Source organism: Bacillus sp. 22-7, from assembly GCF_010628845.1.
Classification (GTDB): domain Bacteria; phylum Bacillota; class Bacilli; order Bacillales; family Cytobacillaceae; genus Cytobacillus; species Cytobacillus firmus_B.
In genome coordinates, this window is record NZ_NJQY01000016.1 from 157,824 (window position 1) to 184,539 (window position 26,716).

29 protein-coding genes are annotated in these 26,716 nt (G+C 41.5%); 2 read left to right on the forward strand and 27 right to left on the reverse strand.

All coding sequences use genetic code 11. From position 1 onward, the window contains the following. Nucleotides 1–98: 98 nt before the first annotated feature. The gene (locus tag CE058_RS24785) at nucleotides 99–251 is read right to left on the reverse strand and encodes a hypothetical protein (RefSeq protein ID WP_197087698.1); all 153 of its coding nucleotides are present in this window, start codon (nucleotides 249–251) and stop codon (nucleotides 99–101) included. A gap of 445 nt (nucleotides 252–696) precedes the next feature. Between CE058_RS24785 and CE058_RS14455 the strand changes: the two genes are divergently transcribed. After that, nucleotides 697–1,662, forward strand: coding sequence for a F510_1955 family glycosylhydrolase (locus CE058_RS14455; RefSeq protein ID WP_163143547.1), 966 nt, complete (start codon nucleotides 697–699; stop codon nucleotides 1,660–1,662). A 25-nt stretch (nucleotides 1,663–1,687) separates the two neighbouring features. Here the strand turns inward: CE058_RS14455 and sigK are convergent, their stop codons facing one another. From sigK to mtnN, 4 genes are all read right to left on the reverse strand, one after another. Continuing rightward, nucleotides 1,688–2,407, reverse strand: coding sequence for an RNA polymerase sporulation sigma factor SigK (sigK, locus tag CE058_RS14460; protein WP_048010323.1), 720 nt, complete (start codon nucleotides 2,405–2,407; stop codon nucleotides 1,688–1,690). 840 nt (nucleotides 2,408–3,247) lie between these two features. Further along, nucleotides 3,248–3,388 carry a YrzI family small protein gene (locus CE058_RS14465; protein ID WP_082139001.1) on the reverse strand — a complete coding sequence of 47 codons (141 nt, stop codon included), beginning with the start codon at nucleotides 3,386–3,388 and terminating at the stop codon, nucleotides 3,248–3,250. Between the two features lie 513 nt (nucleotides 3,389–3,901). Next, nucleotides 3,902–4,162, reverse strand: coding sequence for a YrhC family protein (locus tag CE058_RS14470; RefSeq protein ID WP_048010325.1), 261 nt, complete (start codon nucleotides 4,160–4,162; stop codon nucleotides 3,902–3,904). Nucleotides 4,163–4,278: 116 nt separating this feature from the next. Continuing rightward, nucleotides 4,279–4,983: a 5'-methylthioadenosine/S-adenosylhomocysteine nucleosidase gene (gene mtnN, locus CE058_RS14475; RefSeq protein ID WP_048010326.1), complete on the reverse strand. Its 705-nt coding sequence runs from the start codon at nucleotides 4,981–4,983 to the stop codon at nucleotides 4,279–4,281. 205 nt (nucleotides 4,984–5,188) lie between these two features. Here mtnN and CE058_RS14480 point away from each other — a divergent pair, with 205 nt between their 5' ends. Continuing rightward, a complete protein-coding gene (locus CE058_RS14480; RefSeq protein ID WP_048010327.1) occupies nucleotides 5,189–5,395 on the forward strand; it encodes a YrzA family protein in 207 nt (68 codons plus the stop codon). A 23-nt stretch (nucleotides 5,396–5,418) separates the two neighbouring features. Here CE058_RS14480 and CE058_RS14485 read toward each other — a convergent pair whose 3' ends face one another. The 22 genes from CE058_RS14485 to CE058_RS14585 all read right to left on the reverse strand — a co-directional run bounded on the left by CE058_RS14485 (nucleotide 5,419) and on the right by CE058_RS14585 (nucleotide 26,699). Then, nucleotides 5,419–6,084: a YrrS family protein gene (locus CE058_RS14485; RefSeq protein ID WP_048010328.1), complete on the reverse strand. Its 666-nt coding sequence runs from the start codon at nucleotides 6,082–6,084 to the stop codon at nucleotides 5,419–5,421. A gap of 426 nt (nucleotides 6,085–6,510) precedes the next feature. Next, entirely contained in the window at nucleotides 6,511–8,304 is a 1,794-nt protein-coding gene (locus CE058_RS14490) for a peptidoglycan D,D-transpeptidase FtsI family protein (RefSeq protein WP_163143550.1), read from the reverse strand. A 56-nt stretch (nucleotides 8,305–8,360) separates the two neighbouring features. Continuing rightward, nucleotides 8,361–8,837, reverse strand: a complete 477-nt coding sequence (greA, locus tag CE058_RS14495; RefSeq protein ID WP_009333053.1) for a transcription elongation factor GreA — start codon at nucleotides 8,835–8,837, stop codon at nucleotides 8,361–8,363. 251 nt (nucleotides 8,838–9,088) lie between these two features. Then, a complete protein-coding gene (gene udk / locus CE058_RS14500; RefSeq protein WP_076257413.1) occupies nucleotides 9,089–9,724 on the reverse strand; it encodes a uridine kinase in 636 nt (211 codons plus the stop codon). Nucleotides 9,725–9,727: 3 nt separating this feature from the next. Then, nucleotides 9,728–10,996 (reverse strand): peptidase U32 family protein, encoded by a 1,269-nt coding sequence (locus tag CE058_RS14505; RefSeq protein ID WP_163143553.1) that lies wholly within the window; start codon nucleotides 10,994–10,996, stop codon nucleotides 9,728–9,730. 35 nt (nucleotides 10,997–11,031) lie between these two features. Then, nucleotides 11,032–11,961, reverse strand: coding sequence for a peptidase U32 family protein (locus CE058_RS14510; RefSeq protein WP_163143557.1), 930 nt, complete (start codon nucleotides 11,959–11,961; stop codon nucleotides 11,032–11,034). A gap of 5 nt (nucleotides 11,962–11,966) precedes the next feature. Then, nucleotides 11,967–12,602 carry an O-methyltransferase gene (locus CE058_RS14515; RefSeq protein WP_163143624.1) on the reverse strand — a complete coding sequence of 212 codons (636 nt, stop codon included), beginning with the start codon at nucleotides 12,600–12,602 and terminating at the stop codon, nucleotides 11,967–11,969. Nucleotides 12,603–12,869: 267 nt separating this feature from the next. Beyond that, the gene (gene mltG, locus CE058_RS14520; RefSeq protein ID WP_163143560.1) at nucleotides 12,870–14,003 is read right to left on the reverse strand and encodes an endolytic transglycosylase MltG; all 1,134 of its coding nucleotides are present in this window, start codon (nucleotides 14,001–14,003) and stop codon (nucleotides 12,870–12,872) included. Between the two features lie 485 nt (nucleotides 14,004–14,488). Next, nucleotides 14,489–14,773 (reverse strand): DUF1292 domain-containing protein, encoded by a 285-nt coding sequence (locus CE058_RS14525; RefSeq protein ID WP_009333059.1) that lies wholly within the window; start codon nucleotides 14,771–14,773, stop codon nucleotides 14,489–14,491. Nucleotides 14,774–14,787: 14 nt separating this feature from the next. Continuing rightward, a complete protein-coding gene (gene ruvX / locus CE058_RS14530) occupies nucleotides 14,788–15,204 on the reverse strand; it encodes a Holliday junction resolvase RuvX (RefSeq protein ID WP_174749524.1) in 417 nt (138 codons plus the stop codon). A 2-nt stretch (nucleotides 15,205–15,206) separates the two neighbouring features. Beyond that, a complete protein-coding gene (locus tag CE058_RS14535; RefSeq protein WP_009333061.1) occupies nucleotides 15,207–15,473 on the reverse strand; it encodes an IreB family regulatory phosphoprotein in 267 nt (88 codons plus the stop codon). Continuing rightward, nucleotides 15,470–15,670, reverse strand: a complete 201-nt coding sequence (locus CE058_RS14540; RefSeq protein WP_163143563.1) for a hypothetical protein — start codon at nucleotides 15,668–15,670, stop codon at nucleotides 15,470–15,472. The genes CE058_RS14535 and CE058_RS14540 overlap by 4 nt, the downstream gene beginning before the upstream one ends. A 42-nt stretch (nucleotides 15,671–15,712) precedes the next feature. After that, nucleotides 15,713–18,346, reverse strand: coding sequence for an alanine--tRNA ligase (gene alaS / locus CE058_RS14545; protein WP_163143565.1), 2,634 nt, complete (start codon nucleotides 18,344–18,346; stop codon nucleotides 15,713–15,715). A gap of 382 nt (nucleotides 18,347–18,728) precedes the next feature. Continuing rightward, nucleotides 18,729–19,817, reverse strand: a complete 1,089-nt coding sequence (locus CE058_RS14550; protein WP_163143568.1) for an AI-2E family transporter — start codon at nucleotides 19,815–19,817, stop codon at nucleotides 18,729–18,731. A 122-nt stretch (nucleotides 19,818–19,939) separates the two neighbouring features. Next, the gene (locus CE058_RS14555) at nucleotides 19,940–20,074 is read right to left on the reverse strand and encodes a YrzQ family protein (protein ID WP_081757307.1); all 135 of its coding nucleotides are present in this window, start codon (nucleotides 20,072–20,074) and stop codon (nucleotides 19,940–19,942) included. A 25-nt stretch (nucleotides 20,075–20,099) separates the two neighbouring features. Further along, nucleotides 20,100–20,291: a hypothetical protein gene (locus CE058_RS14560; protein WP_035331236.1), complete on the reverse strand. Its 192-nt coding sequence runs from the start codon at nucleotides 20,289–20,291 to the stop codon at nucleotides 20,100–20,102. Between the two features lie 15 nt (nucleotides 20,292–20,306). Next, on the reverse strand, nucleotides 20,307–20,777 hold the full coding sequence (locus tag CE058_RS14565; protein WP_163143571.1) for a PRC-barrel domain-containing protein: 471 nt from the start codon (nucleotides 20,775–20,777) through the stop codon (nucleotides 20,307–20,309). A 121-nt stretch (nucleotides 20,778–20,898) separates the two neighbouring features. Then, complete coding sequence (locus CE058_RS24790; protein WP_197213333.1) at nucleotides 20,899–21,048, reverse strand: hypothetical protein; 150 nt, start codon at nucleotides 21,046–21,048, stop codon at nucleotides 20,899–20,901. A gap of 98 nt (nucleotides 21,049–21,146) precedes the next feature. Continuing rightward, nucleotides 21,147–23,573 (reverse strand): SF1B family DNA helicase RecD2, encoded by a 2,427-nt coding sequence (gene recD2, locus CE058_RS14570; RefSeq protein ID WP_163143574.1) that lies wholly within the window; start codon nucleotides 23,571–23,573, stop codon nucleotides 21,147–21,149. A gap of 26 nt (nucleotides 23,574–23,599) precedes the next feature. Continuing rightward, the gene (locus CE058_RS14575; RefSeq protein WP_163143577.1) at nucleotides 23,600–24,265 is read right to left on the reverse strand and encodes a tetratricopeptide repeat protein; all 666 of its coding nucleotides are present in this window, start codon (nucleotides 24,263–24,265) and stop codon (nucleotides 23,600–23,602) included. 116 nt (nucleotides 24,266–24,381) lie between these two features. Next, nucleotides 24,382–25,497, reverse strand: a complete 1,116-nt coding sequence (mnmA, locus tag CE058_RS14580; RefSeq protein ID WP_163143580.1) for a tRNA 2-thiouridine(34) synthase MnmA — start codon at nucleotides 25,495–25,497, stop codon at nucleotides 24,382–24,384. 59 nt (nucleotides 25,498–25,556) lie between these two features. Then, nucleotides 25,557–26,699 carry a cysteine desulfurase family protein gene (locus tag CE058_RS14585; protein ID WP_163143581.1) on the reverse strand — a complete coding sequence of 381 codons (1,143 nt, stop codon included), beginning with the start codon at nucleotides 26,697–26,699 and terminating at the stop codon, nucleotides 25,557–25,559. Nucleotides 26,700–26,716 lie beyond the last annotated feature (17 nt).

Below are 26,716 nucleotides of genomic sequence, written 5' to 3' on the forward strand. Positions count from 1 at the left end.
GGCTGCAGAAATATTATACCTTGATTTTTCCGAAATTTCTATAAAATAACACATAAAAGAGCCCATATCCTAAGATATGAGCCAATTGCTGGTTATCGCTACCTGAAATAGCCGCCATAATAAGCAAATCCCCCAAAAACAAGCAGCAAGATCAGCAGGACAACTGCGAGGGCCAGCCAGAAACCGCCTCCGCCATAATAACCGCATGGATAAGGAGGGGGAACCTGATAACAGCCATAACCATAAGGCATAACCAATTACCTCCCTTCGCCTTCTATTACTAAGATATGTATTAAATGGACAATCGCTTAGGCTTTTGTACTAAATCACGGTTTAAAACTGATGTTTTCTTTGCACCTCTATTAGTATAATTCATAGAATATACTAGAAGGAATTTTATGGGAGGAGTGTTAAATGAAGATTATCTCAATCTGCAAAAAATGCAAAGGCACAGGCAGCATAACAGCATGTAAATTCATAAAGAAAACCTGCCCTGCCTGTAAGGGGTCAGGCAAAATGACAAAACACCTTTCCGATATCAAGTATCAGGAGAGAAATAAGTTTTTTCTTCACTCATAACAGGTAGCCATTAATTTGAACCCTTCCACAGGCAAGGGTTTTTTATTTTTGGCTGAAATACTATATAATGACATCGATAATTATAACCATTGAAAGTTATGGATTGGAGTGAAACGAATGAAACATGGCAGAACGATTTTGGCGGTTCTCCTTTTATTGCTCACTGCCGGCTGTTCTGTGGAGGATGAGCAAAATAAGAAAACTGCTGATGAACCTTCAAATAAAACTTCAGAAGCGACTGATTATACTATTATTGAGGCCTCAGCTCAGCAAATCGAGCATATTCAAGGAATTGGATATCCCGGAAATGATGCCGGACTTTACCTTTCATCCAGCGAAGGCTTAAAATTTTTCAAAGATGGCATTTGGCATGAGACGACTTCTCTTAACCATGACTATATGGGATTTCAGGCTGTCAAAGATGGATTTATTGTCAGCGGCCATCCTGATAAGAATTCCGTTATAAAAAACCCTCTTGGAATTGTGAAAAGTACAGATAAAGGAGCCTCTTTCAAGAAACTGGCTTTTAACGGAACAAGTTCCTTTCCTTTTCTAGCTGCAGGCTATGATACCAATCTAATCTATATGATCAATCAGGAAAATATCGATGAACTCAAGGCAGGTGTATACCGCTCTCAGGACGCAGGAAAAACATGGGATCCAGTCAGCTTAAAAGGACTTGAGGCCGACACACTTGGTATGATTGCGGCACATCCAACTAATCCTGAAATCATGGCCATGTCAACAAGAAGCGGCATCTTTTACTCACAGGATAAAGGGGAAACTGTAAAGTTAGTATCTGAGCCAATTATGGCTACAGCCCTCGCATTTACGGAAAACAGCTTGTATTATGCCTATGCAGATCAGGAAAAGGTCCAAATGAGCAAAATTGATCTTAAAACGATGGAAAACTCACAGGTTAAAATCCCTTTTCTCAGCTATGACAACCCTATTACATACATTGCTGCCGAACATAAATCTGACGGAAAGCTTGCTGTTTCAACTTATCTAAAAGATGTATATGAATCTGCAGACAGCAGTGAGAACTGGAAGCTCCTATTGAAAAACGGCAGAATTAAATAACTAAAGGGACAGTCAAACTGTCCCTTTAGCTGTTACTTTTCCTTTTTTCTTTTTCCGCCCGATAAAACTCATGAAACATTTTCATTAATGCTCTCTTTTCAATTCTGGAGACATAACTTCTTGATATGCCAAGCTCTTTGGCAATTTCTCTTTGTGTTTTTTCTTTTTGCAGGTCAAGTCCGAACCTGCCGACAATGACTTCTTTTTCTCTGTCATCTAAAACATCAATATACTCCTTCACTTTTTCCAGCTCCATATTTAGCTGAATCGTATTAATAACATCCTCAGATTCCGACTTAAGAACATCAATAAGAGATATTTCATTGCCTTCTTTGTCCTGCCCAATAGGATCATGAAGGGATACATCTTTTTTAGTCTTCTTCAGTGCCCGTAAGTGCATCAGTATCTCATTCTCAATACAGCGGGCTGCATAGGTGGCAAGCTTTGTGCCTTTCCCTTCCGAATAGCTCTCGATGGCCTTTATCAGTCCGATTGTCCCTATTGAAATCAGATCCTCAGAATCCTCTCCTGTATTTTCGAATTTCTTTACAATATGGGCAACGAGCCTTAGATTATGTTCAATAAGCATATTACGGGCATGCGAATCGCCAGCAGCCATCAAACGCAGGTATTTCTTTTCATCTGCAGGAGACAGCGGTTGAGGAAATGCATTATTTTTTACATAAGATACAAGAAACACTATCTCCTTAACCAAAAACCCGAGTGCAGTTAAAATACCGGACATCGTTCCACCCCCGCTTATAATGCGTTCAAAAATGCCTATAACTAATTCCTATGTATGGATGGAGTTGTTTTTGTCTGTCCAATTCAGATAATTTCCTCAGAAAAAATTCCGTCCCTCATTTTTTCAGCCAATAGTCCTTCAATAAAGCTTTTCGCTATGATGATAGGATATAATTATTCATGGTATAATTTTTATCGCCTGCATGCGGTATACATAGCTCCGTTTCAAGTTATATAAATAATCAGGAAGAAAGAGGTCTTGATAATTTGAATGGTCAGAGAATAATTTTAGCCCTCGTATTTTTTATTGTTTTTCTTGACAGCCTTGCAAAGTTTATTTTTGAAGGTTTTTCTTTAAAGACCGTGCTGATATTGATCGCAGTTTCTGGAATTGTCCTATTTCTCTGGATTTACCCTAACAAAAAGGACTGACTTCTCAATTCCGGAAGTCAGTCCTATTTTTTATATTTCATATTACTCTATTACGCTTACCTCAGCAGAAATGATGCAGCCGACAGTACCGCACACAACTAATCCCATTACGATCCAGAACATCCTCCACACCCCTTTTTTAATTCCTTATTTTCTTTAATGTAACATGGTTTCTGCTTCAGAAAAAGGGAGGAATGTGAACATTCTGTTAATCAGCATCAAGTGGATCAGTTCCTTTTCTTTCGGAATTTCAAGGTTAAAATTAAAATATGCAAAGACACGCTCCTTACCTCCTAACCGGTTACAGCTTTGTTAGGTGGAATCTTTCTCCACCCAAAAAATTGCCTGACGTCCTTGTAAAATGTAAATCATCTAACAAACCACCTTTCTTGTTTTTTTGTCACTGAAATTAAAATGGACGGTAAATTGAGAATTGACGATCACGGTTTTGCTCAATAATTTTTTCAACCATTTGTTCACGAACAACATCTTCTGCTGATACGTGACGTTTTTTTATCGTGACTGTTAAAAATAAGATATTTAATGTCATTAGATATTCCACCTCCTCTTTCATATCCTGCCAAAAGGCACAAAAAAGCCGCAAAGAGATATACTCCCAGCGGCCTGCCATTAAGGCATAAAAAACCGCAGGGCACAATTCTCCCTGCGGCATGGATATGTAATGTCAATAAAGCAAATCTAAGCGATCCATTCCATGTAGGTCGAATTTGTACAATATTTATTTAGCTGTGTTCCTAATACAATTGCAGTTAACATCATTTCATTCGACCTCCTTTTTAGAATTTTCACTTACACTGGTAATTATATCCACGATTATGCAGTTTGTAAACCTTTTTTGATAAATTTTAATTTTATTTTTTTGTTTTATAAATACAGCCTGTTAATTTCCGCTGCAGGGTGTAGTTTAGTGAGTTGCTCTTCGCTGTGGGCATTTGAAAATGCTGACGCATTTCCTTCGTGCGGTGTTCGTTATTAAGAAGCAACATACTTTACGAAAATAGCCAATGAAAAAAACGCCCGGATATCCGGACGTTGATTTTACTTATTTTCTCATGAGGTATTCCTGACCTTCATCCGTTTCATTCAATTTCGTTCTGCATCGTCTGGAAAGGATAAAGAAAAGGATTGAGCCTATAAGGAAAGCTGAAGAAGATCCAGCCATTATATATAAATCAGAAACTGTATTTGCAGTGTCAGGGATAATTAAGCCAATGTAAAAAAACGATCCGACAGCGAGCATTGAAATTGCAAACCGCTTGAAATCAACCATTTTTTGATATAAGTTCTTTGCTTCGTTCATCATTTATTATCACCTTCTAAGAAAGACTATGTTTCTACTTTAACATACTTAGCAAGTTTGAAGGTGATGTAAATAATGTAAGATAGGAAAAATAGGGAAGAGATTATCCCTTTTTAAAGTTATTTGTTATTCTTAAGGGCATTTACTATCTTCATTACAAGTGTAGCAGAATGAAGTGCTGCCTTCTCCAAAAATTGCTCAAATGAAACATCAGATTCTTTTCCTGCAATGTCTGACAGGGCACGGATGACAACAAAAGGAGTCTCAAACTGATGCGCAACCTGAGCAACCGCTGCTGCTTCCATTTCTACTGCCTGAAGGTCTGTAAATTTATCACGGATATAATCCACTCTTGCAGGATCACTCATGAAGGAGTCACCTGTTGCAATTAACCCTCTTACAACCTGGATATCCCCGATTTCCTTGGCGCATGCTTCAGCAATCTGCACGAGGCTGTGATCGGCTTCGAATGCTGCCGGCAATTGAGGTACCTGTCCATATTCGTAGCCAAAAGCGGTAACGTCTACATCATGATGTCTAACCTCAGTCGAAATTACCGTATCTCCCACATTCAGTTCAGGATTAAATCCTCCAGCTGAACCGGTGTTAATGACATAATCCGGCTTGTACCGCTCCAAAAGGATGGCAGTCGACATGGCTGCATTTACTTTGCCTATTCCAGAACGGAGCAGCACAATATCCGCACCACTCATTTTTCCTGCTGTAAACTCGCATCCTGCAATAGTATCCTGTTGCTTATCTTCTATTTTATCTCTAAGTAAAGTAACTTCCTCTTCCATTGCTCCAATAATAGCTATTTTCATTTTAAGACCTCTTTCTATGCTTTGATTACATTCATGGAATTAGTTTGCCCATATGATTTATGCAAACTCTATTCTACCATCATAGACGGGATGTTTGCCATATTCGTAAATAATTCATGCATTAACTTCTCAGGTTTTGAAAGTTGCCAGACTAAAACTCACCCCATAAAATAAAAGATAGTATCGAAGGGAAGGGGGAATCACGATGAATTTCCAGTTTGATTTGATAGAAGATAAGGTTGAGTTTTATGAGGCTCCTACTTTAAAGGAGCTTGAAAAGAAGATAAATTTACAGATTGAGCATAATAAAGCCATCCTTTTATCTGTCCACCACGTATCGCATCAAATGCATCTTGATGAGAATGGAAGGACTTATTTCTCGGCGGTGGTTCACTATAAAGCAAAAAAATAAGGACGCCTTGGCGTCCTTATTAACTAATTTATTGCATTTAAGACCTCTACTCTGGATGGCTTCCATCCTTCTCCGTCAACCCAGTCTATATAGACACGGTACTTTTCACTTTGATCTTTTGTGGAAACTGTCCCAACAGAGCTATTGGGCCCATTATTTCCGAGGAACCAAACAGTCATATTCCCCTGATCAACACCTGTCGCATAAGAAATGGCACTGAGCATTTCCTGCCAATCTGCATGATTTTGATCGTAGACAGCAGTATGCTCTCCCGTTTGAGAGGTTCCGACTGGTTTCCATGATGGATTTTCAATCGTTTTTTCAACGTCAGGTCCGCTTCCGCCTTCTGTTACGACTTGTTCTTTATCTTCTTCAGGTTCATCTTCAGCATTCTCTTCTGTTTCTTTTTCTTCTTCTTCAGACTCTTTATCTGCTTTCTCTTCGTCTTTATCCTCGTTTTGCTCTATATCATTGCCCTTGTCTTCCTTGTTTTTCTCATTTTGCTTCGATTCAGATGCTGTCTGTTCATCGGCAGGAAGTGCCTGGTCATTATTACCGCCAAAGAATATCTTGGCTGATACAACAATAATAAGGATGATGACAAGTGCAATAAGGCTATTTAAGATGATATTGGTTTTTTTTCTTTTTTCCCGTTTACCAAAACGGGATTCTCTGTTATTCCCTTTCAAGACTTTCTCCTCCCCAATCTGTCAGAATTACAAGTAAATATCAAAATGAACTGATTAATGCACTAATATAATATAATTTTCACTTATAATTTAGTCTGTTGATTTCCGCTCCAGGCACGCAGCGAACCCGCGGGGAGTCCTGCGAGCCTCCTCGGCTTTGCCTGTGGGGTCTCGCATTCCCTCACTTCCCGCAGAAGTCAAGTGCCCACAGCGAAGATCAACTCAGTGTATATACTTAGTGCACAAATCTACATACTTTGAAAGAAATTAATATAAAAAATGAGGATTACTTTACTCAAACAGCGGCTGTCAACATTCTAACACGGAATCAGGTTATGTTAAAAGAAATAACCTATGGACACCTGTACTGCCGGCAATTAAATGGACGACAGCAGTATTCGGAAAGTTACACTATACCATATTTGTTTACTGGTCTGCAGAGCCCAATGGAGGAGTTTCCTGGTTATGATTATAGTTATAGATTTCTTTGATGATATCAGCAAAGAGCGGATTCACTCCTCCTGTGTCTTCAGTAACCTCCAGATTTACAGTTACAAGGGCATATTTTGGATTTTTATATGGAAAATAACCCGCGAACCATTTATTGTGAAGCTGCTTTCCATCTGCCATTATGCCCGTTTCAGCAGTGCCGGATTTGCCTGCAACTTCGTAAGGAAGTTCTTTAAACCAGCGGCCGGTCCCTTCTTCATTGATTACGACTTCCCTTAGCAGCCTTTGAAGCTTCATAGCGGTAAACGGGGCAATTATTTCTCCCTGCAGCTTCTGTTTCTCGAATTCTATAAGAGATGTACTGTTTTTATATTCAATTTCTGACGCAACCCGGACCATTTCTTTCTCTCCCCCTCTGGCTATAGCTGCCATCATGTTGGCAACAGCAAGTGGAGTAGTTCTCACCTCATGCTGTCCAATTCCTGTCAGGCCTGCAAAATTACTGTCTTTCTTAGCATCTTCAGACAGAAACACCCGTCCTTTTTCTTCGTCCTGAAGCTGTTTAAAATCGCTGAAGTGATAAATATCTCCCTCCCAGCTTACAGGACCTATTAATGACAGTTTGTCTGCATACTCCTCAAGGAGATCCGGGTTAATATCTTTTAATTCCTTAGCAATGGATGCAAATGTATTATTACAGCTCCTGGCAAAGCTCTCATCGAAATTCAGCATGCCATGCTGATATTTAAGATCCGGCTCCCCATTTATTTTCCTGCTGCAGTCAAATTGCCTTTTAGGGTCGTCCAGACCATGGTCAATTGCGGCTGCTGCCACTACCGTTTTAAAAACCGATCCCATGATCTGCTGTTTAATCATATGATTAATCGTCCCTCTGCTTTCTTCATCAAATGGATTATGTTTATTAAGGGATGGACGCGACACCATTGCCAAAATTGAATTAGTCTCTATATCAAGCAGGACAATACCGCCTTTTTTAATCCCATGCTGATCCGCCAATTTTTCAGCCATCATTTGCAAATCATAGTCCAAAGTTGTCCTAATATTAACCGGATAAAAGGGATTTGCCGGTTCAACATATTTTACATCGATGCCAAACAGGGGTCCGCCTGTTCCATCTACATGATAAACAAGTTTTGATGCCCCTTCAGGAAGCAGAAATTCATCAAAGCTCTTCTCCATGCCAGTAATGCCGATCATTGTGTCAGGAGACAGATCTTTGTCCGGGTACCTTTCATTAAGGACGTCCTGATTTTGGCCGGTAATTCCAATTAGCTGGGATGCGGGTTTTTCGGAACGGCTGTATTTCTTTTCAACAGCAAAGACACCCGGAATTTTCAAATCATTGATTTTCTCCATTTGATCGTAAGACAGCTGAATGGGCTGCGGGCTTCCAAATGCAAAAGGTTCTTTTGCATTCTCAACAGAATGACGCAAAGAATACTCCGAAGCACCCGTAATTTCAGATATCTTTTTTATATCCCAATCCATTCTTGCGAGGAAGGGGAATAATATAAGAACAGATTTGTTTTCAAAAGTCATGGGATTACCGCTGCGATCAAGAAAATCCCCTCTCCCGGCATCGATAATCATTTCCTGGGAGCGCTGACGGACACTTGCTTCCAAAAGATTGATTTCCCTGCCTGTAAAATGCTCTGTTGAAACAAGCTGCAGCTGTATAAGCCTTCCCATTAAAAAACAAAGAATTATGAAACTAACGATTAGCCAGCCAACTGCTCTTTTTCTCCACATAAAAAACACCTCGTCAAAAGTCTTGACGAGGTTTTCTGATTTCAAACCAGCTATTCTTATTTAATGGAAACAATGCGTACGTTCATTTCTCCTCCAGGAGTCTGAACGGTAACTTCGTCTCCGACTGTACGTCCAATCAGGCTCTTGGCAATTGGTGAATCGTTTGAGATTTTACCTTCAAAAGGATCCGCCTCGGCACTTCCTACGATAGTGTAAGTTTCTTCGTCTCCATCCGGAAGCTCCACGAACGTAACGGAACGGCCAAGTCCAACGATATCTCCAGCCATTTCTTCCTCTTGAATGATTTTTGCATTGCGGATCATATTTTCAAGAGTAGTAATCCGGCCCTCAACAAATGCCTGCTCTTCTTTTGCTGAATCATATTCCGAGTTCTCGGAAAGATCTCCGAAGCTTCTTGCGATTTTTATACGTTCAACTACTTCTTTGCGTTTAACCGATTTTAAGTATTCAAGTTCCTGCTCAAGTTTTTCTTTACCTGCCTGTGTCATTGGGAAAACCTTTTCTGTAGCCAAAACCTTCACTCCTTCGAATTACACATCCTTTAAAAGGATGTGTTCTATAATGTATGTACTTCTTTTTATCATATTATCAAGAAAATGAACAGGAGCGCGTCCTTTGTTAAAGGGCGCGCAGATCATCTTTTTATATTGACCGGCTCTGTAAGATTTAGCTGACGGTTATATTGAACCGGGACAAGCAATAGATCTAAAAAAGCCACTCGGTAAAAGGATAAGTCCTATAGAACATTTTCAATGCTATTGTTTCATAAAAATGACTTTTGTTCAAGAATTGTTTGAATTTTTGTGACCATTAAATCAATGGCAACGTAATTATGCCCGCCTTCGGGAATAATGATGTCAGCATATCTTTTCGTCGGCTCAATAAATTGATTATGCATTGGCCGTACAACATTTACATACTGTTCAATGACTGAATCCATGGTGCGTCCCCGCTCTTTTATATCCCTGAATAAGCGGCGGATGATCCGCAGGTCTGCATCTGTATCTACATATAATTTCATGTCCATCAGATTACGGAGCCTCTCATCCTCAAGAATCAGAATGCCCTCTAAGATGATGACATCCTTTGGTTCGACTTCAATTACTTCTTCAGACCTTGTATGCATGGCATAATCATATACAGGTTTTCTTATCGGCTCATATTTCAGCAGGCTTTCAATATGTTCAATAAGCAGGTCGTTGTCAAATGCAAGCGGATGGTCATAATTTGTCTTCAGTCTTTCCTCGAAGGGCAGATGAGTCTGATCCTTATAATAATAATCCTGTTCGATCATAAGGATTGAGTGCCCTTTGAATCGGTCATAAATCGCTTTAGTTACGCTCGTTTTTCCTGAGCCGGAACCGCCGGCCACCCCAATTACAACGGGTTTGCGTTTCATTGATTAGAGCTCCTTTCGCATCATGTTGTCAGGGTATACCGGCTTATCAATTTTAAATTGAACAATTTGAAGCGGATGGCGCGCTGCATCAAGCTCATTGCCTTTTTCATCCCATATTTTATCGATGACTTGTGTAAAGTTTTCAATTTCAGGGCCGAAGAATTCTACTTCCTCTCCAGGCATAAATTTGTTTCTCTGCTGCAGGGTAACAATTTGTGTTTCCGGATTGTAATCCAGCACAAGCCCGACGAAATCGATATTCGTCTTTTTGCTATGATTTCCAAACATTTGCTCTTTATACCCGGGAACCCCTTCAAAGAAAGCGGTCGCCGTTTCGCGGTTTGCACATTTATCAAGCTCTTCAAGCCATTCCTGCTTAATCTGGAAGTTATCCGGATCTGCACAATAGGCATCAATCACTTTGCGGTACACGCTTACTACTGTTGCAATGTAATGGATGGATTTCATGCGTCCTTCAATTTTTAAACTGTCAATTCCCAATTCGATCATACGCGGAATTGATTCAATCAGCTTAAGATCTTTAGGACTCATCGCAAAAGGAGCATCTCCTTCGCTGTATAAAGGTACTTCATTTTCTCCTTCAAGCTGATACAAATCATAATCCCAGCGGCAGGACTGGCAGCAGCCGCCCCTGTTGGAATCACGTGCAGTCATATGGTTGCTGAGTGTGCAGCGCCCGGAGTAGGCAATACACATCGCCCCATGAATGAAGGTTTCAATTTCAATATCAACCTTTTCCTTCATTTCTTTGATTTCCTCCGCACTTGTTTCACGCGCAAGGACGACACGCTCCAATCCTTCTTCCTTCCAGAACTCGACTGCCTTCCAGTTGGAGAGGGATTGCTGTGTGCTTAAATGCACTTCTATCTCCGGTGCAACACGGCGGCAGGTTTCAATGATCAGCGGATCTGCCACAATGATTCCTGCAACTCCTGCTTCCTTAAGGCCCAGCAAATATTCCTCAAGACCATCAATATTTTCGTTATGAGCAAAAATATTAGTTGTAACATAGATCTTTGCTCCGTATTTTTTGGCGAATTCTACGCCTTCTTTCATTTCTTCAAAAGTGAAGTTGCCTGCGTTTGAACGAAGGCCGTATTCCTGTCCGCCGATAAACACAGCGTCGGCACCATAGTGGACGGCAATCTTCAGCTTTTCAAGGTTTCCAGCCGGAGCAAGCAATTCAGGCTTTTTTACAATAACCCGTTTGCCGTTGACAATTTCGGAAATTTTTTCTTTTACCGCTGCCATAGAGCTTCCTCCTCTTTCTTTTTAATATAGTCAAATTAGTAGACAGTTTCCTTAAAGAAGAATCCGGTATCAAGCGGACGATTCGCCGGCTGAATTTCTTCAACTTCAGTGAGAAGACCATCTTTTATTTCATCGTATTGGTCCGGATCTTCGACACATAGATCTATAGCTTTTCTATAGAGTTTAGTCACTCCAGCAATATACTCAGGAGTTTTTAATATCCCGTCAATTTTAAATGAATCAATGCCCGCTTCAATCATTTCCTGCAGTTCATCTATAATGCAGATGTCATTAGGACTCATGATATGAGTGCCATTTTCATCTTCAAAAATCGGGTATTTATTTTCCCGTTCCTTATCGTGAAGGAACATATTTTTTTCCTGTTTGCGGTTTTCCACTTCCAGGGCTTTCCCCTGGTATTCATAATAATTGCCCAGCAGGGAGCGCTTTGATTGGAACATGGCAGTCATGCCATGAACCTGCACTTCAATTTCTACCTCGGCATTCTCTTTTATTTCAATGATGGCATCCATATTAATCTCTCTTGCAAGGACTGCGCGTTTTGCACCTTTTCTGCCCCAGTAGTTGCATGTATACCAGTTTGTTGCAGTAGTTTCTGTATTCCAATGGAGCTTCATGTCCGGCGCAGCCGAGCGGGCGGCCATTAATACAGCAGGATCTCCAAAAATGATTGCATCAACATTTATTTCATTTAAAAAACTGATATAGCCTTCAAGTTCAGGCACTTTATCATTATGAAATAAAGCGTTCATCGCCACATACACTTTTTTCCCATGTTTTTGCGCAAGTTGAACCGCTTCTTTCACATCTTCCCTTGTGAATTCCCCTGCAAGTCTCAGTCCATACCGCTGTTCTCCTACAACAAAGGCATCTGCACCCGCAGACACAAGGGGCCCGATATCTTCAACACTTGTTGGCGTTACCAACAGTTCAGGTTTATTCATTATAATCACCTCTTTTTACTAATTGCCACGCCATCCCCAACAGGCAAAATAACTGTATGATATTCAGGATGACTCATTAGCCATTTATTAAACACATCAATTTTTCTAACCATATTCCGGATACGTTTATTTTCTATATCTGGTTCACACACAAGGCCTTTGAAAAGGACATTGTCTGTTATAATCACACCGCCATCTGAGAGAAAACGTGAATAGATTTCAAAGAACCGCTGATATTGGCCTTTTGCTGCATCAATAAATATAGCATCATAGCATCCGTGCTTTTCAACATCTTCCTCGACTTCCAGGGCATCTCCCTTAATGATGATGATTTGCTCCTTTTTCCCGGCTTCTTCTATATACTTTTCGGCAAGCTGGTAACGCTCCGCATCGCGTTCAATAGTAACAATTTTCGATTCAGGAACTGCGAACGCCATTCTGAGTGCTGAATAGCCAATTGCCGTGCCTACTTCGAGAATCATTTTCGGTTTTTGAATGCGCAAAAGCTGAAGCATCGCTTCGATTCCTGCCAGCTCCATGATTGGAACATTATGCTCTTTGGCGTACTGCTCCATTTTGTCCAGTAACTGGGATCTTTCAGGTATTATTTCCTCTATATATGCATGCAGCTTATCGTTCATCAAGCTGGCATCACCTCGATCAGATGGAATTTTATTGTCAAGCTGGGCTCTAAAAGACACTTAGGTCTCAGCCGTTTTTTTATTTAGACATGAAAAAATAGCGTTCACAGATAGGATGTGAAAATGCGCTGTGCTGCATTCCGGCTTAGATGAGCCTGTATCCATGCTTGTCCGTGATTTACGCTATCTTAAAGACATTAAAACACCTGATCTATTTTACCATAAGTAAAAGGGGAATGCTATATCTGCACATTCCCCTTTTCCCATTTAATTATTTGATATATGCTGTGCTTTTTTTTGATTATGCTCATCCAGTGTCTTTGAGAAAAGAACTTCTCCTGATGATGTAGCAAGGAAGTAAAGGTAATCCGTTTCTGCAGGCACCAATGCTGCTTCAATTGAGGAAACTCCTGCATTTGAAATTGGACCGGGAGTCAGTCCAGGGTACTTATATGTGTTGTATGGTGAGTCGATTTCTAAGTCTTTATATAGGACCCTTGATTTATGTTCACCATGTGCATACAGGACAGTTGGATCTGTCTGCAGAGGCATTCCTGTGTCAATCCGGTTGTAGAAAACACTCGCAATCTGATCACGGTCTACTTTCGCCGTTGCTTCTTCCTCTATGAGCGATGCCATTGTCAATAATTTGTGCGGAGTATATTCCTGCTTCTCCATATCACCGCTATACTCTTTAATAACTGAAGCCGTTTTATCAAGCATAACTTTGACAATTTCCTCTATAGTCGGATCTTCTTTGTAAAAAGGATAGGTTGCCGGAAATAGATATCCCTCAAGAGGATATTTAATATTCTCACCCAGGATTTCCTTTGTAAGCAATTCAGGATATTCTGCCATTAAAGACTTAATAAAAGCTTTTTCATTAAGTTTTTTCAACACATCTTCTGGTTTTTTATCAGTTTTTTCTGCAATGATCCCTGCTATCTGCTCAAGCTGTTTTCCCTCTGGAATGGTGATCTTGAAAGCAACTTCTTCCATTACCTTACCTGTTTTCAAGCTATCCAGAATCTCCTTCATATTCATGGAAGGCTTCAATTCATATTCTCCTGCCATGAATCCAGCTTCATTCTTAAATTTCACATAATATTTAAAAACACGTGCATCCCTGATAATTCCATTTTCTTCAAGGACCGTGCCGATTCCTGTAACAGATGACCCGATTGGTATCTCTACTTTTTTCGGCTTATTATTATCGGGATCAACAGGCTTTAAAGCTGAATTAATATAAAAATATCCGCCGCCGAGCACTGCAGCAGCTGAGATTAATAATATGATTGCAACTATCAGTACAATTTTACGGACTACTTTTGCTTCACCTTGGCGCTCAATCATTTTTTCGCGTATTATTTCTTTTTTCCCTTTTTGATCGTCTGCCGACATCACATATCCCCCCGTTCCAAAGACCTTAGCTTTGTAAATGGCTCTTTTCGTATAATTTGTTTATTTTCGCCTTTCAATATTGTCCGTTGATTTCCGCTCCAGGCTGCTCAGCGAACCTCGGGGCAGGCGGTGAGCCTCCTCAACGCTTCGCGTCTGCGGGATCTCACCTGCCCCGCTACTCCCGCTGGAGTCTCGCGCCTGCCGCTGCAATCAACTCAGTAAATAATATTATAAAAGCAAAAAACTTTGCAAAAACAGCATTGTAAATTAACTGCACGTTTTCTTGCCAACTGGCCTAAGAAATTGTATTTTCTTTTTGTTCCTGAGACATCACGGGCTTATTATACTATATTTTCTTTTGGAAGTCGCAGGATATTACAAAAACCAAAAAGATTCGCCATTTTTTTCCACATTTTGCACTTTCGGTTTATTCAGCTCCAGCCGAAAAAGAAGCAAATAAAAAACTGGCCCGGGGGCCAGTTTAATTAATCTTCCTGCTCATCAAGGAATGTGTTTAGCATTTCTTCAATTAGATCCCATTCCTCTTCTGTCTCGATCGGCTGCAGCTCGCCATCCTTGCTGTCTTCGCTTGGGCTGAATGCTGATGCGTGAATTTCAATTTCTTCATCATCATTTTCATCGGCCCCCACTGGGTAGTAAAGGACATATGACTTTCCGAATTCTTCGGAATCAAACGTGAACAATACTTCGCAAAGCTGCTCGTTGCCTTCCTCGTCAATTACAGTAATGTTGTTATCTCCATGGTTCATTTCTGTTCACCTCATTAAATTTGGCTATTTAAAAAGCCTTGTAAAATCATTACGGCTGCCATTTTATCAATGACTTTTTTCCGTTTCTTGCGGCTGACATCCGCTTCAAGCAAAACTCTTTCAGCTGCCATTGTTGAGAGACGCTCGTCCCATAATACGACCGGAAGGCCAAATAGCTTCTCCAGCTCTGAAGCAAAGAACTGGCTGGCTTCACCGCGTGGGCCAATGGTTCCATTCATATTTTTAGGCAAGCCGACAACAATTTTACTGACTTCATGCTCTTTTATTATTTCACCAATTCTTTCAAAACCAAACTCTTTTTCTTCCTCGTTGATTTTGATGGTTTCCAAGCCCTGCGCTGTCCATCCGAGCGCATCGCTTAGAGCGACGCCGACTGTCTTAGAGCCGACATCCAGTCCCATAGTCCGCATGTTTACCCCTCACGCTGCTGTTTTAAGTATGATTTAACCAATTCTTCGATGATCTCATCCCGTTCAAGTTTACGGATGATATTGCGTGCATCCTTATGGCGGGGAATGTAAGCCGGATCCCCGGACAGCAGATAACCGACAATTTGGTTTATAGGATTATACCCTTTTTCCTGGAGGGCACCATACACTTGAAACAGAACTTCATTCACATCCTGTTCGATTGGTTCTTCAGGAAAGTTAAACCTCATTGTTTTGTCAAATGAGCTCATATCTTACACCTCGCTTTTCTGCATGAAGGATAGGATAGCTTATATTTGCCGGATTGAATCCGGTTCATTACCCGCTTGTCCCCCTCTTCATAACTGTTTGGCCTGCCGCCTGAATAAACAGAGCGATCAATAAATGATCTTGTTCCTGACAGGAAAACATGGTGAAGAACAAGCTGTTTCTTCCTGATGATGAACAATCTCTCTTGGTTACCTCCATTTTACACTACTTTACTGGGATATCAAACGGATTTAACCCATTCTTCTACAAATTGCAGAGCACTTTCAAGTTTTTCCGGGTCTTTTCCGCCAGCCTGAGCCATGTCCGGACGGCCTCCGCCTCCGCCGCCGCATTTTGCAGCAACTTCTTTGACCGCTTTGCCCGCATGGAAGCCTTTTTTAATCAGATCATCTGTCACCCCGGCAATAATATTCACTTTTCCCTCGTTTACACTGCCTAATACAACAACTGCAGATCCGAGTTTTTGTTTTAAATCGTCAGCCATATTGCGCAGGTTATTCATGTCTGATGCCTGGACCTTCTCAGCAAGAACGGTAATGCCATTGACTTCTTTTGCCTTTGATACCAGGCTCCCTGCTTCAATATTGCCCAATTTCGCTGCTAAAGATTCGTTTTCACGCTGCATCTGCTTCATTTCTCCAAGCAGCACATCAATTCTTGCGGACAAATCTTTTGGATTGGTCTTTAATTTGCCTGAAGCTTCTTTTAATACAGTAATCTGGTCATTCATTAGCTTGTATGCAGATTCGCCAGTTACTGCTTCTATTCTGCGAGTTCCAGCGCCAATTCCGCTTTCCGATTGGATCTTGAACAATCCGATGGAAGCAGTATTAGGAACATGGCATCCGCCGCAAAGCTCGAGACTGTAATCACCAACCTGAACAACCCGGACAATCTTGCCATATTTCTCACCAAAAAGAGCCATAGCCCCCATTGCCTTTGCCTCTTCAATGTCCTTGTTGTTGATTTCAACTTCAAGGCTTTGCCAAATTTGTTCGTTGACAATCGCTTCAATTTTCTCAAGTTCTTCAGAAGTAATTTGCCCAAAATGAGAGAAGTCAAAACGCAGGCGATCCGGCCCTACTAAAGAACCAGCCTGGTTAACATGGCCTCCCAAAACATCCTTTAAAGCCTGATGAAGCAAGTGAGTTGCAGTATGATTTTTGATTACCTTTGAACGGATTTGCTCATTTACGGCAGCCAGTACAGATGCTTCAGCCTTCAGCGTTCCTTTTTCAACGACAGCTCTATGAAGGTTTTGTCCATTCGGAGCTTTTTGAACATCCTTAATTGAAACCATTAATCCTTCTGCTTCAAGAGTTCCCTGGTCAGCAATCTGTCCGCCGCTCTCTGCGTAAAATGGTGTCTCATTCAGGATCAGCTGAATCTCATCACCAGCATGAGCTTCTTCAATTAATTGCCCATCCTTCACAATTGCAGCTATTATGGCTTCTGTCTGAAGCTTATCATATCCGACAAATTTGCTTTCGGTTTTCAGCTCTCCTAATACACCGCCCTGAACCTGCATGGAATCTACATCCTGACGTGCTGAACGTGCACGCTCACGCTGTCCCTCCATTTCCTTTTCAAATCCGGCATGGTCCACTTTCATACCTTCTTCTTCAGCATATTCCTCTGTTAACTCAACAGGGAATCCGTACGTATCATAAAGACGGAAAACGTCTTCACCCTGAATCGTATCGCTGCCTTTTTCCTTTTCTTTCTTGATAACAGATGAAAGAATGGCTAGACCTTCATGAAGTGTTTCATGGAAACGTTCTTCTTCGTTCTTGATGACCTTTTGGATAAACTCTGTTTTCTCTTTTACTTCCGGATAGAAGTCATGCATAATTTCTCCTACCACAGGCACCAATTCATACATAAATGGCTCGTTTATATTAATTTGTTTAGCATATCTGACAGCACGGCGAAGCAATCTTCTTAATACATAGCCCCGTCCTTCATTAGAAGGCAGAGCACCGTCACCCACTGCAAATGCCACTGTGCGGATATGGTCAGCAATAACTTTAAATGCAACATCCGTTTCTTTTGATGCTCCATATTTCCGGCCTGAGATTTCTTCCGTTCCCCGGATAATCGGCATAAATAAGTCTGTATCAAAGTTGGTAGGAACATTTTGAACGACAGATGCCATCCGCTCAAGCCCCATCCCGGTATCAATATTTTTCTTAGGAAGCGGCGTATAAGTGCCATCTGGATTATGGTTGAATTCAGAAAACACAAGATTCCAAACTTCTAAATAGCGATCGTTTTCACCGCCGGGATATAGTTCAGGATCTTCTGTGTCATTTCCATATTCAGTACCGCGATCATAGAAGATTTCTGTATTTGGACCACTTGGGCCTTCTCCAATATCCCAGAAGTTTCCTTCCAAACGGATAATTCTCTCTTCCGGCACTCCCACTTTTTCCCGCCAGATGTTAAATGCTTCATCATCTTCAGGATGAATCGTAACTGAAAGCTTTTCTTCAGCAAAGCCGATCCATTTTTTATCAGTCAAAAACTCCCAAGCCCAGACGATTGCTTCTTCTTTAAAGTAATCACCAATTGAGAAGTTGCCCAGCATTTCAAAAAAAGTATGATGTCTTGCTGTTTTGCCGACATTTTCGATATCGTTGGTGCGGATGGATTTTTGGGCATTTGTAATCCTTGGGTTCTCTGGGATGACACGGCCGTCAAAATATTTTTTCAGAGTGGCGACACCACTGTTAATCCAGAGAAGGGAAGGATCTTCGTGAGGAACGAGGGATGCGCTCGGTTCAACAGCGTGCCCTTTCTCTTTAAAGAAATCCAGGAACATTCGGCGTATTTCAGCACCTGATAATTGTTTCATTCTAACCAACCTCCTAAAATATGTAAAATCTTTTAAAAACAACAAAAAAAGCCCTCATCCCTGAACAGGGACGAGAGCTTGCTCGCGGTACCACCCTGATTATGGAAGTTAATAGTATAAAGACCAGACCCTTATCCGGTTTATTAGACAATCTTCCATCTCTCAGATCCTTAACGCGGAAATACGGCAGGGATTAGCTGCACTCAGGATTAGCTTTCTGTTATCCTTCATCTGGAAGTTCTTTCAGCCATGGAACTCCCTCTCTTTTATGAACGCAGCAATGCATTCACGCAGATGGCCTATAACATACTCATTCCGTCAAAATGTTTAATATATAACTTTATAGACGCATTATAGCGATTTACCTTTATTGTTGTCAACATCATGATGAGGTTCCGCTGATTTTTGACTGTTTATTTTTTGAAAAGTGTTTTTTGGCATGTATCATACTTACTTTAATGACAGCTAAAATCGGAACTGCAATAATCAAGCCCAATATCCCTCCAGCTTCTCCGCCGGCCAGCAGTGCGAGCATAATGAGAAGAGGGTGCATATGAAGACTTTTTCCAACAATCAGGGGTGATAGGATATTCCCCTCAAGGAATTGAAGAACAATAATAATCCCAATAGTTATTACGACCATTTTAACCGATAAAGCTGAAGCAATGATGACAGCCGGAACCGCTCCGATAATTGGACCAAAATAAGGAATTACATTGGTAACACCTATAATTGTGCCCAGCAAAAGAGGATAGCGCATATCAAAAACCCAGAATAGCAGAGAAGAAATCGCCCCAATGGCTGCACATACCAGAAGCTGTCCTCTGATATAGCTTCCGAGGGACTTATCTATATCTTTTAAGAATAATACGCCTTCCTTCCTCCATTTTCTTGGCGTCAAGTACCAGGCAGCTCTTTTCATAATCGAAAAATCTTTAAGAAGGTAAAAGGAAATGAAGGGAATAACTGCGATAATCACAGCATAGTTCAGTACATTCAGAAAAAATGTGATTACCTTTGATAAAAGATTATTTAATCGTTGCTCTACAGCAGCAATTACCTCATCAATCCTGGTCTGCAGGCCATCTGGCCATGTTGATGTTTTACTCTGAATCGTGTCGATCCACCCGCGGTACTGATTTGCAAATTGAGGTGCATTTTCCGCCAGATCACGCAATTGATGAATAAAAGCCGGAATCCCTTTATATAGGATAAGGCCAATTCCCCCGAAGAACAAAAAATATATAATAAAAACGGCAAGCCCCCTGTGAAGCCCCGTTTCATGCAATTTTTCCACGATCGGGTGAAGAAGATATGTAATAAATGCCCCAATGACAAAAGGAATGAATACGGCAAAAATGATTTCCAAAACGGGCATCCATAATGCCTGGAGCTTTAGGAAAACTAAAATCACAATAAACAAGAGAAGCAGAAATCCAAGCCGGTAATACCATTTCATTTGAATATTCAATATGGCCCCCCTCCTTGTAATTATTGTGATAGCTTCCATGGGAATTATGCATCTTACTCAAAATGATAAGCATGGAGCTGCGAAAAAAAGCTGGCCCTTTTTTAAGAACCAGCCTAGATCATTTAAAATAAAGCTTTGGTTATTCTTTTCTGGATGCGTTTCATTTTTCGGCCTGATATCATATTATTCTTTTGAGCATAATTATAAGCAGCCATGCCTGCCCCAAGCATCATTGCAGAGGTTAATATTTTGTTCAAACTGGTTCACCTCTTCCGTTAATTCTTACGAAAGAAACCGGCGCTCTTCTTCTTCAAATAAATCATCAAGGGAGCTGAGCGTACCATCTTCCTCTACTTGATGGGTGTTAATGATCCCTTTGGACAAGGATAGTTCAATAAAGCAATTCCAGCAATAATATTGGTTAATCCCGATTTTACCAATATCTTTGCTCTGGCAATTTGGACATTTCAGCACGAAAAAGACACCTCACTATTTTACATTTACAATAATGGCGTCTTTTCCAATTGCAGGCGGGTCATCGGTTTTTATGACACGTTTTCCTTCCAGCACATCTGAAAAGAAGCCATCCGACAGTTCGTACCCTACAATCGTGCCCAATTCTTCCTTAAAGTATACATCCTCAAGCAAACCCAGCCGTTCTCCTTCCCGGCTCATAATCATTTTGCCGGTTAACCGGTTATTGGTCTCACATGTATAATCATCATGTTTAGGAATTGCCTGGAGAACAGAGGTATCTTCAATCATCACTCCATCCCAGCCGAAAGATGCCACGTCTTCAATATTGATGATATAGGTCTTTTTCAGAAATGCGCCCTTTCGCAGCAGTAATCCCTGAACTTTTCCGGTTCCTGAAATGGATAAATCACAGATATCGCCTGCTTTATTGCCGGTTTTCAACTCAAACACCGGCAGCCCTTTTAATAAAGAAAATGTCCGCAAAGAGAATCCCGCCTTCCCGAACATTTATAGTTTTCACTGTCCCCAAAAAAACATAACGGAAAACCATTCCCATGGGAGCCAAAAAATATCGTTAAGAACGGATTAGAAAGCCTGCATAAGCCTACTTTCCGCTGTACCTTGGCTTATTAAAACGCTCGCTGCGCTCCCCGCCGTCTGACAGTTCCTCTGAAAACTCATAGTCCTGCCGCGGCTGTCTGCGTCGTTTTACTCCATGGAGATTGAGAAGAGAAGTTCTGCTTTTCTTGTCCACATTTATCTCTCCTTTATATATTTAGATTAAACCGCCAAATTGCATGTCTATTGCTTAGATATACAAAAAGAACAGTCTTTTATTGTAGACTGCTCTTCTTAGCTATATTCTTTTTCCAAAAAATCATACGGTGTTATATTTCCCATTCCTATCATTGGATCGGATTGGAGAAGCTTTTCTTCGAGAGAAAGTGTTTCCGTAAGAGAAGCCTCCGCTGTATCTTCAAGCCCTGTTTCATCATTAAACAGGATTGCATCTCTCAGCTTTTCAGAAAGAGTGGTCAAGCGGGCCTGTTCATCCGCACGTTCCACACCCATTTTTAATGCATCTTCTTCACCGCACAATATCAAAAATTGTCTGCTGCGGGTAATGGCGGTATAAAGGAGATTTCTTCTCAGCATCCTGTAATAGCTTTTAACAATAGGCATAATGACAATCGGAAATTCACTTCCCTGCGATTTATGGACAGAGCAGCAGTAGGCATGAGTGATCTGGTTCAAATCCTGCCTTGTGTATGTAGCTTCCGCACCATCAAAGGATACGACAATCATATCCTGTTTTTCCGTATTTTCCTTTGCGTAAAAAATAGAAACAATTTCACCCATATCCCCGTTAAAAACATTGTTCTCAGGCTGGTTGACAAGCTGAAGGACCTTATCGCCAATTCTGTATTTCACATCACCAAAGGACAGCTCTTTCCTCGATCCATCGGGATTTGGATTCAGTATTTCCTGCAGTATTTCGTTTAGTCTGTCGATGCCTGCAGGTCCGCGGTACATCGGGGCAAGCACCTGAATATCTTTAGATGAATAACCTTTCTTTTTGGCATTAAGGACAACCTTTTCAACAACATCAGCAATTTGGCCCGGCTGGCATTTGATAAATGAACGGTCCGATTGCTGCCCAGTGATGTTCGCAGGAAGCTTGCCTTTTTTCATTTCATGTGCCAGTTCAATAATTGAAGACCCTTCAGCCTGCCTGTATATATCTGTTAAACGGACAGTTGGAATGCGTTCTGAGCGCAGAAGATCCTTCAAAACCTGGCCGGGACCCACTGAAGGCAGCTGGTCTTCATCACCAACCAGTATCACTTGCATATTTTCAGGAAGAGCCTTGAATAGCTGATTTGCAAGCCAAACATCAACCATTGATGTTTCATCTACAATTAAAATCCTGCCTTCCAGCGGACTCTCCTCGTGCCGGTCAAATCCTTCAGACCCATTCCATCCAAGAAGACGGTGAATTGTTACAGCTGGCAGCCCTGTTGATTCTGCCATCCGTTTTGCAGCCCTTCCTGTAGGGGCTGCCAGCAGGAAGGGAAAGGGCTCTTCCTTTTTATAATCTTTCAGTTCCAGGGAGCAGCCATGCAGCTCGGCATATAACTCAACAATCCCCTTAATAACGGTTGTTTTTCCTGTCCCCGGTCCGCCGGTCAATATCAGCATAGGAGACATAAGAGCTGTTTGAATGGCTTCCTTTTGAGTTGGGGCATATTGGACACCCAGGCGCTCCTCCAAATTTCCAAGGGCCAAAAGAAATTCCGACTCCGGAAACTGTTCATCATACTGGGTTTGCTTGAGGATCCGCTTAATATTGGTTACTAGTCCTTTTTCGGAAAAATAAAGAGATGGAAGGAAAATTTTCTGGCCTTCAGCCATGATCTTCCCTTCCTCTTCAAGCTTAATCAGTTCATTGGATATATCCTTGTATTCAATCAAATCACGTTTATTTTCTTCCAGCAGCTTCTTCACACTTTGCAGAAGAGGCTTTGCTTCAATATAAACATGGCCTGCCTGCATACTCTCCGTTTCAAGTATGTAGAGGCAGGCAGCTTTAATACGGTCAGGATGATTGCCTGATATGCCAATTTGATATCCCAGCTCGTCAGCACGGCCAAAGCCGACCCCCTCTATATCCTCAACCAGCTTATAAGGGTTATTTTGAACGACTTCAATCGTCATTTCTTTATACACCTGATAAATTCTCATGGAAAGCTGCGGTCCAAACCCATATTGATTAAGAGCGATCATGGCTTGCTCAAGGCCCTGGTGTTCCATCAGCGTATCGTAAAGCAATTTAGCTTTTTCAGGTGACAGCTTGGGAACATTATCGAGGAGGGACGGCTGGTTTAGAATACGAGTAATCGCACCTTCTCCAAGTGTCTCCACGATTTGCTCGGCTGTTTTCTTGCCAATCCCTTTAAATAATTCACTTGATAAATAATTGGCTACGCCTTGTTTCGTCTGGGGAAGATCTTTCCTGTAATGGCTTGCATGGAATTGGATGCCGAACTTAGGGTGGTCTTTGAATTCACCATAAAAAATATAGGTTTCATGCTCATGCATCTTTGGAAGATAGCCGGTAATGACCGCTTCTTTCTCATCATAAGAGTCATTCGTTTCAACAACCCTAATGCGCACAACCGTATATAAGTTTTGCTCATTATGAAAGATTGTGACCAGATGCCTGCCCTTTATGAACTTCCCCTGTTCGGCAAAAAGATCCATGGAATCCTGTTTTTCCATTTCCATTCCCTCCCCTAAAAACAACTTTAATTCAATTCACTGCCGCCCTTTTCAATCAGCTTTTTTCCGTAGCCCGCAAGCATATGGTCCGGCTGAATTTCCAGTGCCTTATTAAAGTAAGCAAGTGCTTCATTTTCGTCTTCCTTAAATCCATATGCTACTCCAAGATTATAATAAGCATCTGCATGCTCCGGCTCAATTTCTATGCACTTTTTCATCTGCCCGATCGCTTCATCAATGTAATCCAGCTGCGCCAGGCATAATCCATATTGGAAATGTGCTTCGGCGTCATTTTCATTCAGCTCCGCACTTCGCTGCAAATAAGGCAAAGCCAGTCTGCCCTGGTCAAGGGCTGTAAGGGACATGCCAAGCATGAAGAAATTATCTGCAGTTTCCAGGCCTTTTTGCAGTGCTGTTTCAAACATCTTTTTAGCTTCGTCAAACTGCTGTAATTCATAATATAAATTCCCCGCACTGTAGTAAGCAGTACCGGCATTTTCATCAAGTCCTATTGCTTTCTCATAGAACTTCAGCGCTTTCTCGTTTTCTCCTACGGCAGATAACACATTTCCAAAGTTAATATATGAAACAGGATCTGAAGGATTCTCTTCAATTGCTTCCATAAAAACCTTCGCTGCTTCTTCCCATTTTCCTTCTTGCATATATTGAATACCCATTTGGTTTTTATCCATTATCCATCACTCCATTCAAATCAAAGTATAGCATATTTGAATTCACCTTTTCCGCTGTCTTCTATTCCAGTAATAAAACCCCGATCCTTTGATAAGAATCGGGGTCCAGTCTTTTCTTAACCGACATAATCCAGCTGTTTGCCATCCTTGAAAATTTCATCAATTGTTCCGCCGCCAAGGCACTCGTCTCCATTATAAAAGACAACTGCCTGACCAGGGGTAACAGCCCGGATTGGCTCCTCAAAAGTAACTTTGACCTTGCCATCTCCAAGTGTTTGAACCTTTACCCTGCTGTCAGCCTGACGATATCGGAACTTAGCCGTACATTCAAATTCCTGCGGCTGTTCTGAGTTTGTTACCCAGCTGGCGTTAACAGCAGTAATGGAGTCTGAATAGAGCAATTCATTGTGGAAGCCTTGTCCAACATACAAGACATTTCTCTTTAGATCTTTACCGATTGCAAACCAGGGTTCACCTGCTCCGCCAATGCCAAGTCCATGCCGCTGTCCAATGGTATAATACATGAGGCCATCATGCTTGCCGACAACTTTTCCGTCCATGGTTTCCATGTTTCCGGGCTGCGCCGGAAGGTAATTCCCAAGGAACTCCTTGAAGTTGCGCTCACCAATAAAGCAGATTCCCGTACTGTCTTTCTTTGCTGCAGTTGCCAAACCGGCTTCTTTTGCAAGTTCACGAACTTTGGATTTTTCAATGTCGCCAATCGGGAACATCACTTTCTCAAGCTGCTCCTGTGTCAACTGGTTCAGGAAATAGGTTTGGTCCTTATTATCATCAAGACCTCTCAGCATTTTGTATTCGCCATCTCTGAATTCCACACGTGCATAGTGTCCTGTCGCCAGATAGTCGGCGCCAAGGCTCATAGCATGTTCAAGAAATGCCTTAAATTTAATTTCTTTATTGCACATAACATCCGGATTAGGTGTCCGCCCTGCCTTGTATTCTTCAAGGAAGTAGGTAAATACTTTATCCCAATATTGCTTTTCGAAGTTGACTGCGTAATAGGGGATGCCGATTTGGTTGCATACTCGGATGACATCATTGTAGTCCTCTGTAGCGGTACAAACACCATTTTCGTCTGTATCATCCCAGTTTTTCATGAAGATGCCGATTACATCGTAACCCTGTTCTTTCAAAAGCAGGGCAGCCACAGAAGAATCAACGCCTCCGGACATACCAACCACTACCCGGGTATCCTTTGGATCTTTGTTCATCTCTTTCACCTCAAATCTTCAGAAACCACGCTATGACGTGCATGTTTCCATTATCTTATCTATTTAGCCAGCCGTTTCACGATTTTGGCTGTTTGTTCTGCTGCTTGTTCGACTTGTTCTTTTGTATTAAAAAGGCCGAAGCTGAAACGGATGGAATTTTGCAGTTTATCTGATCCTTTTCCAAACATGCCGACAAGGACGTGGGATGGTTCGATGGAGCCAGCAGTACAGGCCGACCCGCTTGATGCTGCTATTCCAGCCAAATCAAGATTAACCAGCATGGCTTCAACATTTGTTCCGGGAAAGCTTAAGTTTAAAACATGAGGAAGGGAATAATCAAGCAATCCGTTCAGCTCAAAAACAGCATCTTCCTGCTTCAGTTTATCCATGAAAAGCATCTTAAAAGAATGCAGCTCTTCCCGCTTTGCTTCCATCTCCTTCTGAGAGATCCGGACAGCCTCCTGGAAGCCTGCAATAGAAGGAACATTTTCCGTTCCTGCCCGCCGCTTCCTTTCTTGTTCACCGCCAAAAAGCCGTGAAGCAAGCTTCACATCAGGATGGGCGTATAAAAAGCCGATTCCTTTTGGGCCATTGATTTTATGGGCGGAGACGGAAAGCAAATCCACTCTCAATTCCTGCACATCAATTTTTTCAATTCCATAAGCCTGTACAGCATCGGTATGGAATTTCGCAGGATGCTCTTCCAATAACCCGCCTATTTCCTTAATCGGCTGAAGAGTCCCTATTTCATTATTTCCGTACATGATAGTTACAAGGATGGTATCCTCCCGCAAAGCATCTTCGACGTCCTTTACAGAAACACGCCCATTTGGATCAACAGGCAAATACGTTACCGCAAAGCCCTGTCTTTCAAGCTCCTCACACGCATGCAAAACCGCATGATGTTCAATTTGAGTTGTGATAATGTGGTTGCCTCTATGGCGGCAGGATTCAGCCGTTCCAAAAATCGCATGATTATCTGCTTCTGTTCCGCCGCCTGTAAAAATAATGTCATTGGCTTTTGCACCAATACTGTTTGCTAAAGCAGATCTTGCTTCATCGACAATATGGCGTGCACTCCGTCCGAAATGATGAATGCTTGAGGGATTTCCATATTCAGATTTCATGATTTCAGTCATCCGTTCAATCACTTCAGGGTGCATTGGCGAAGTTGCGGCATGGTCAAGGTATATTCTTTCCAAATTATTTCACCTACTTC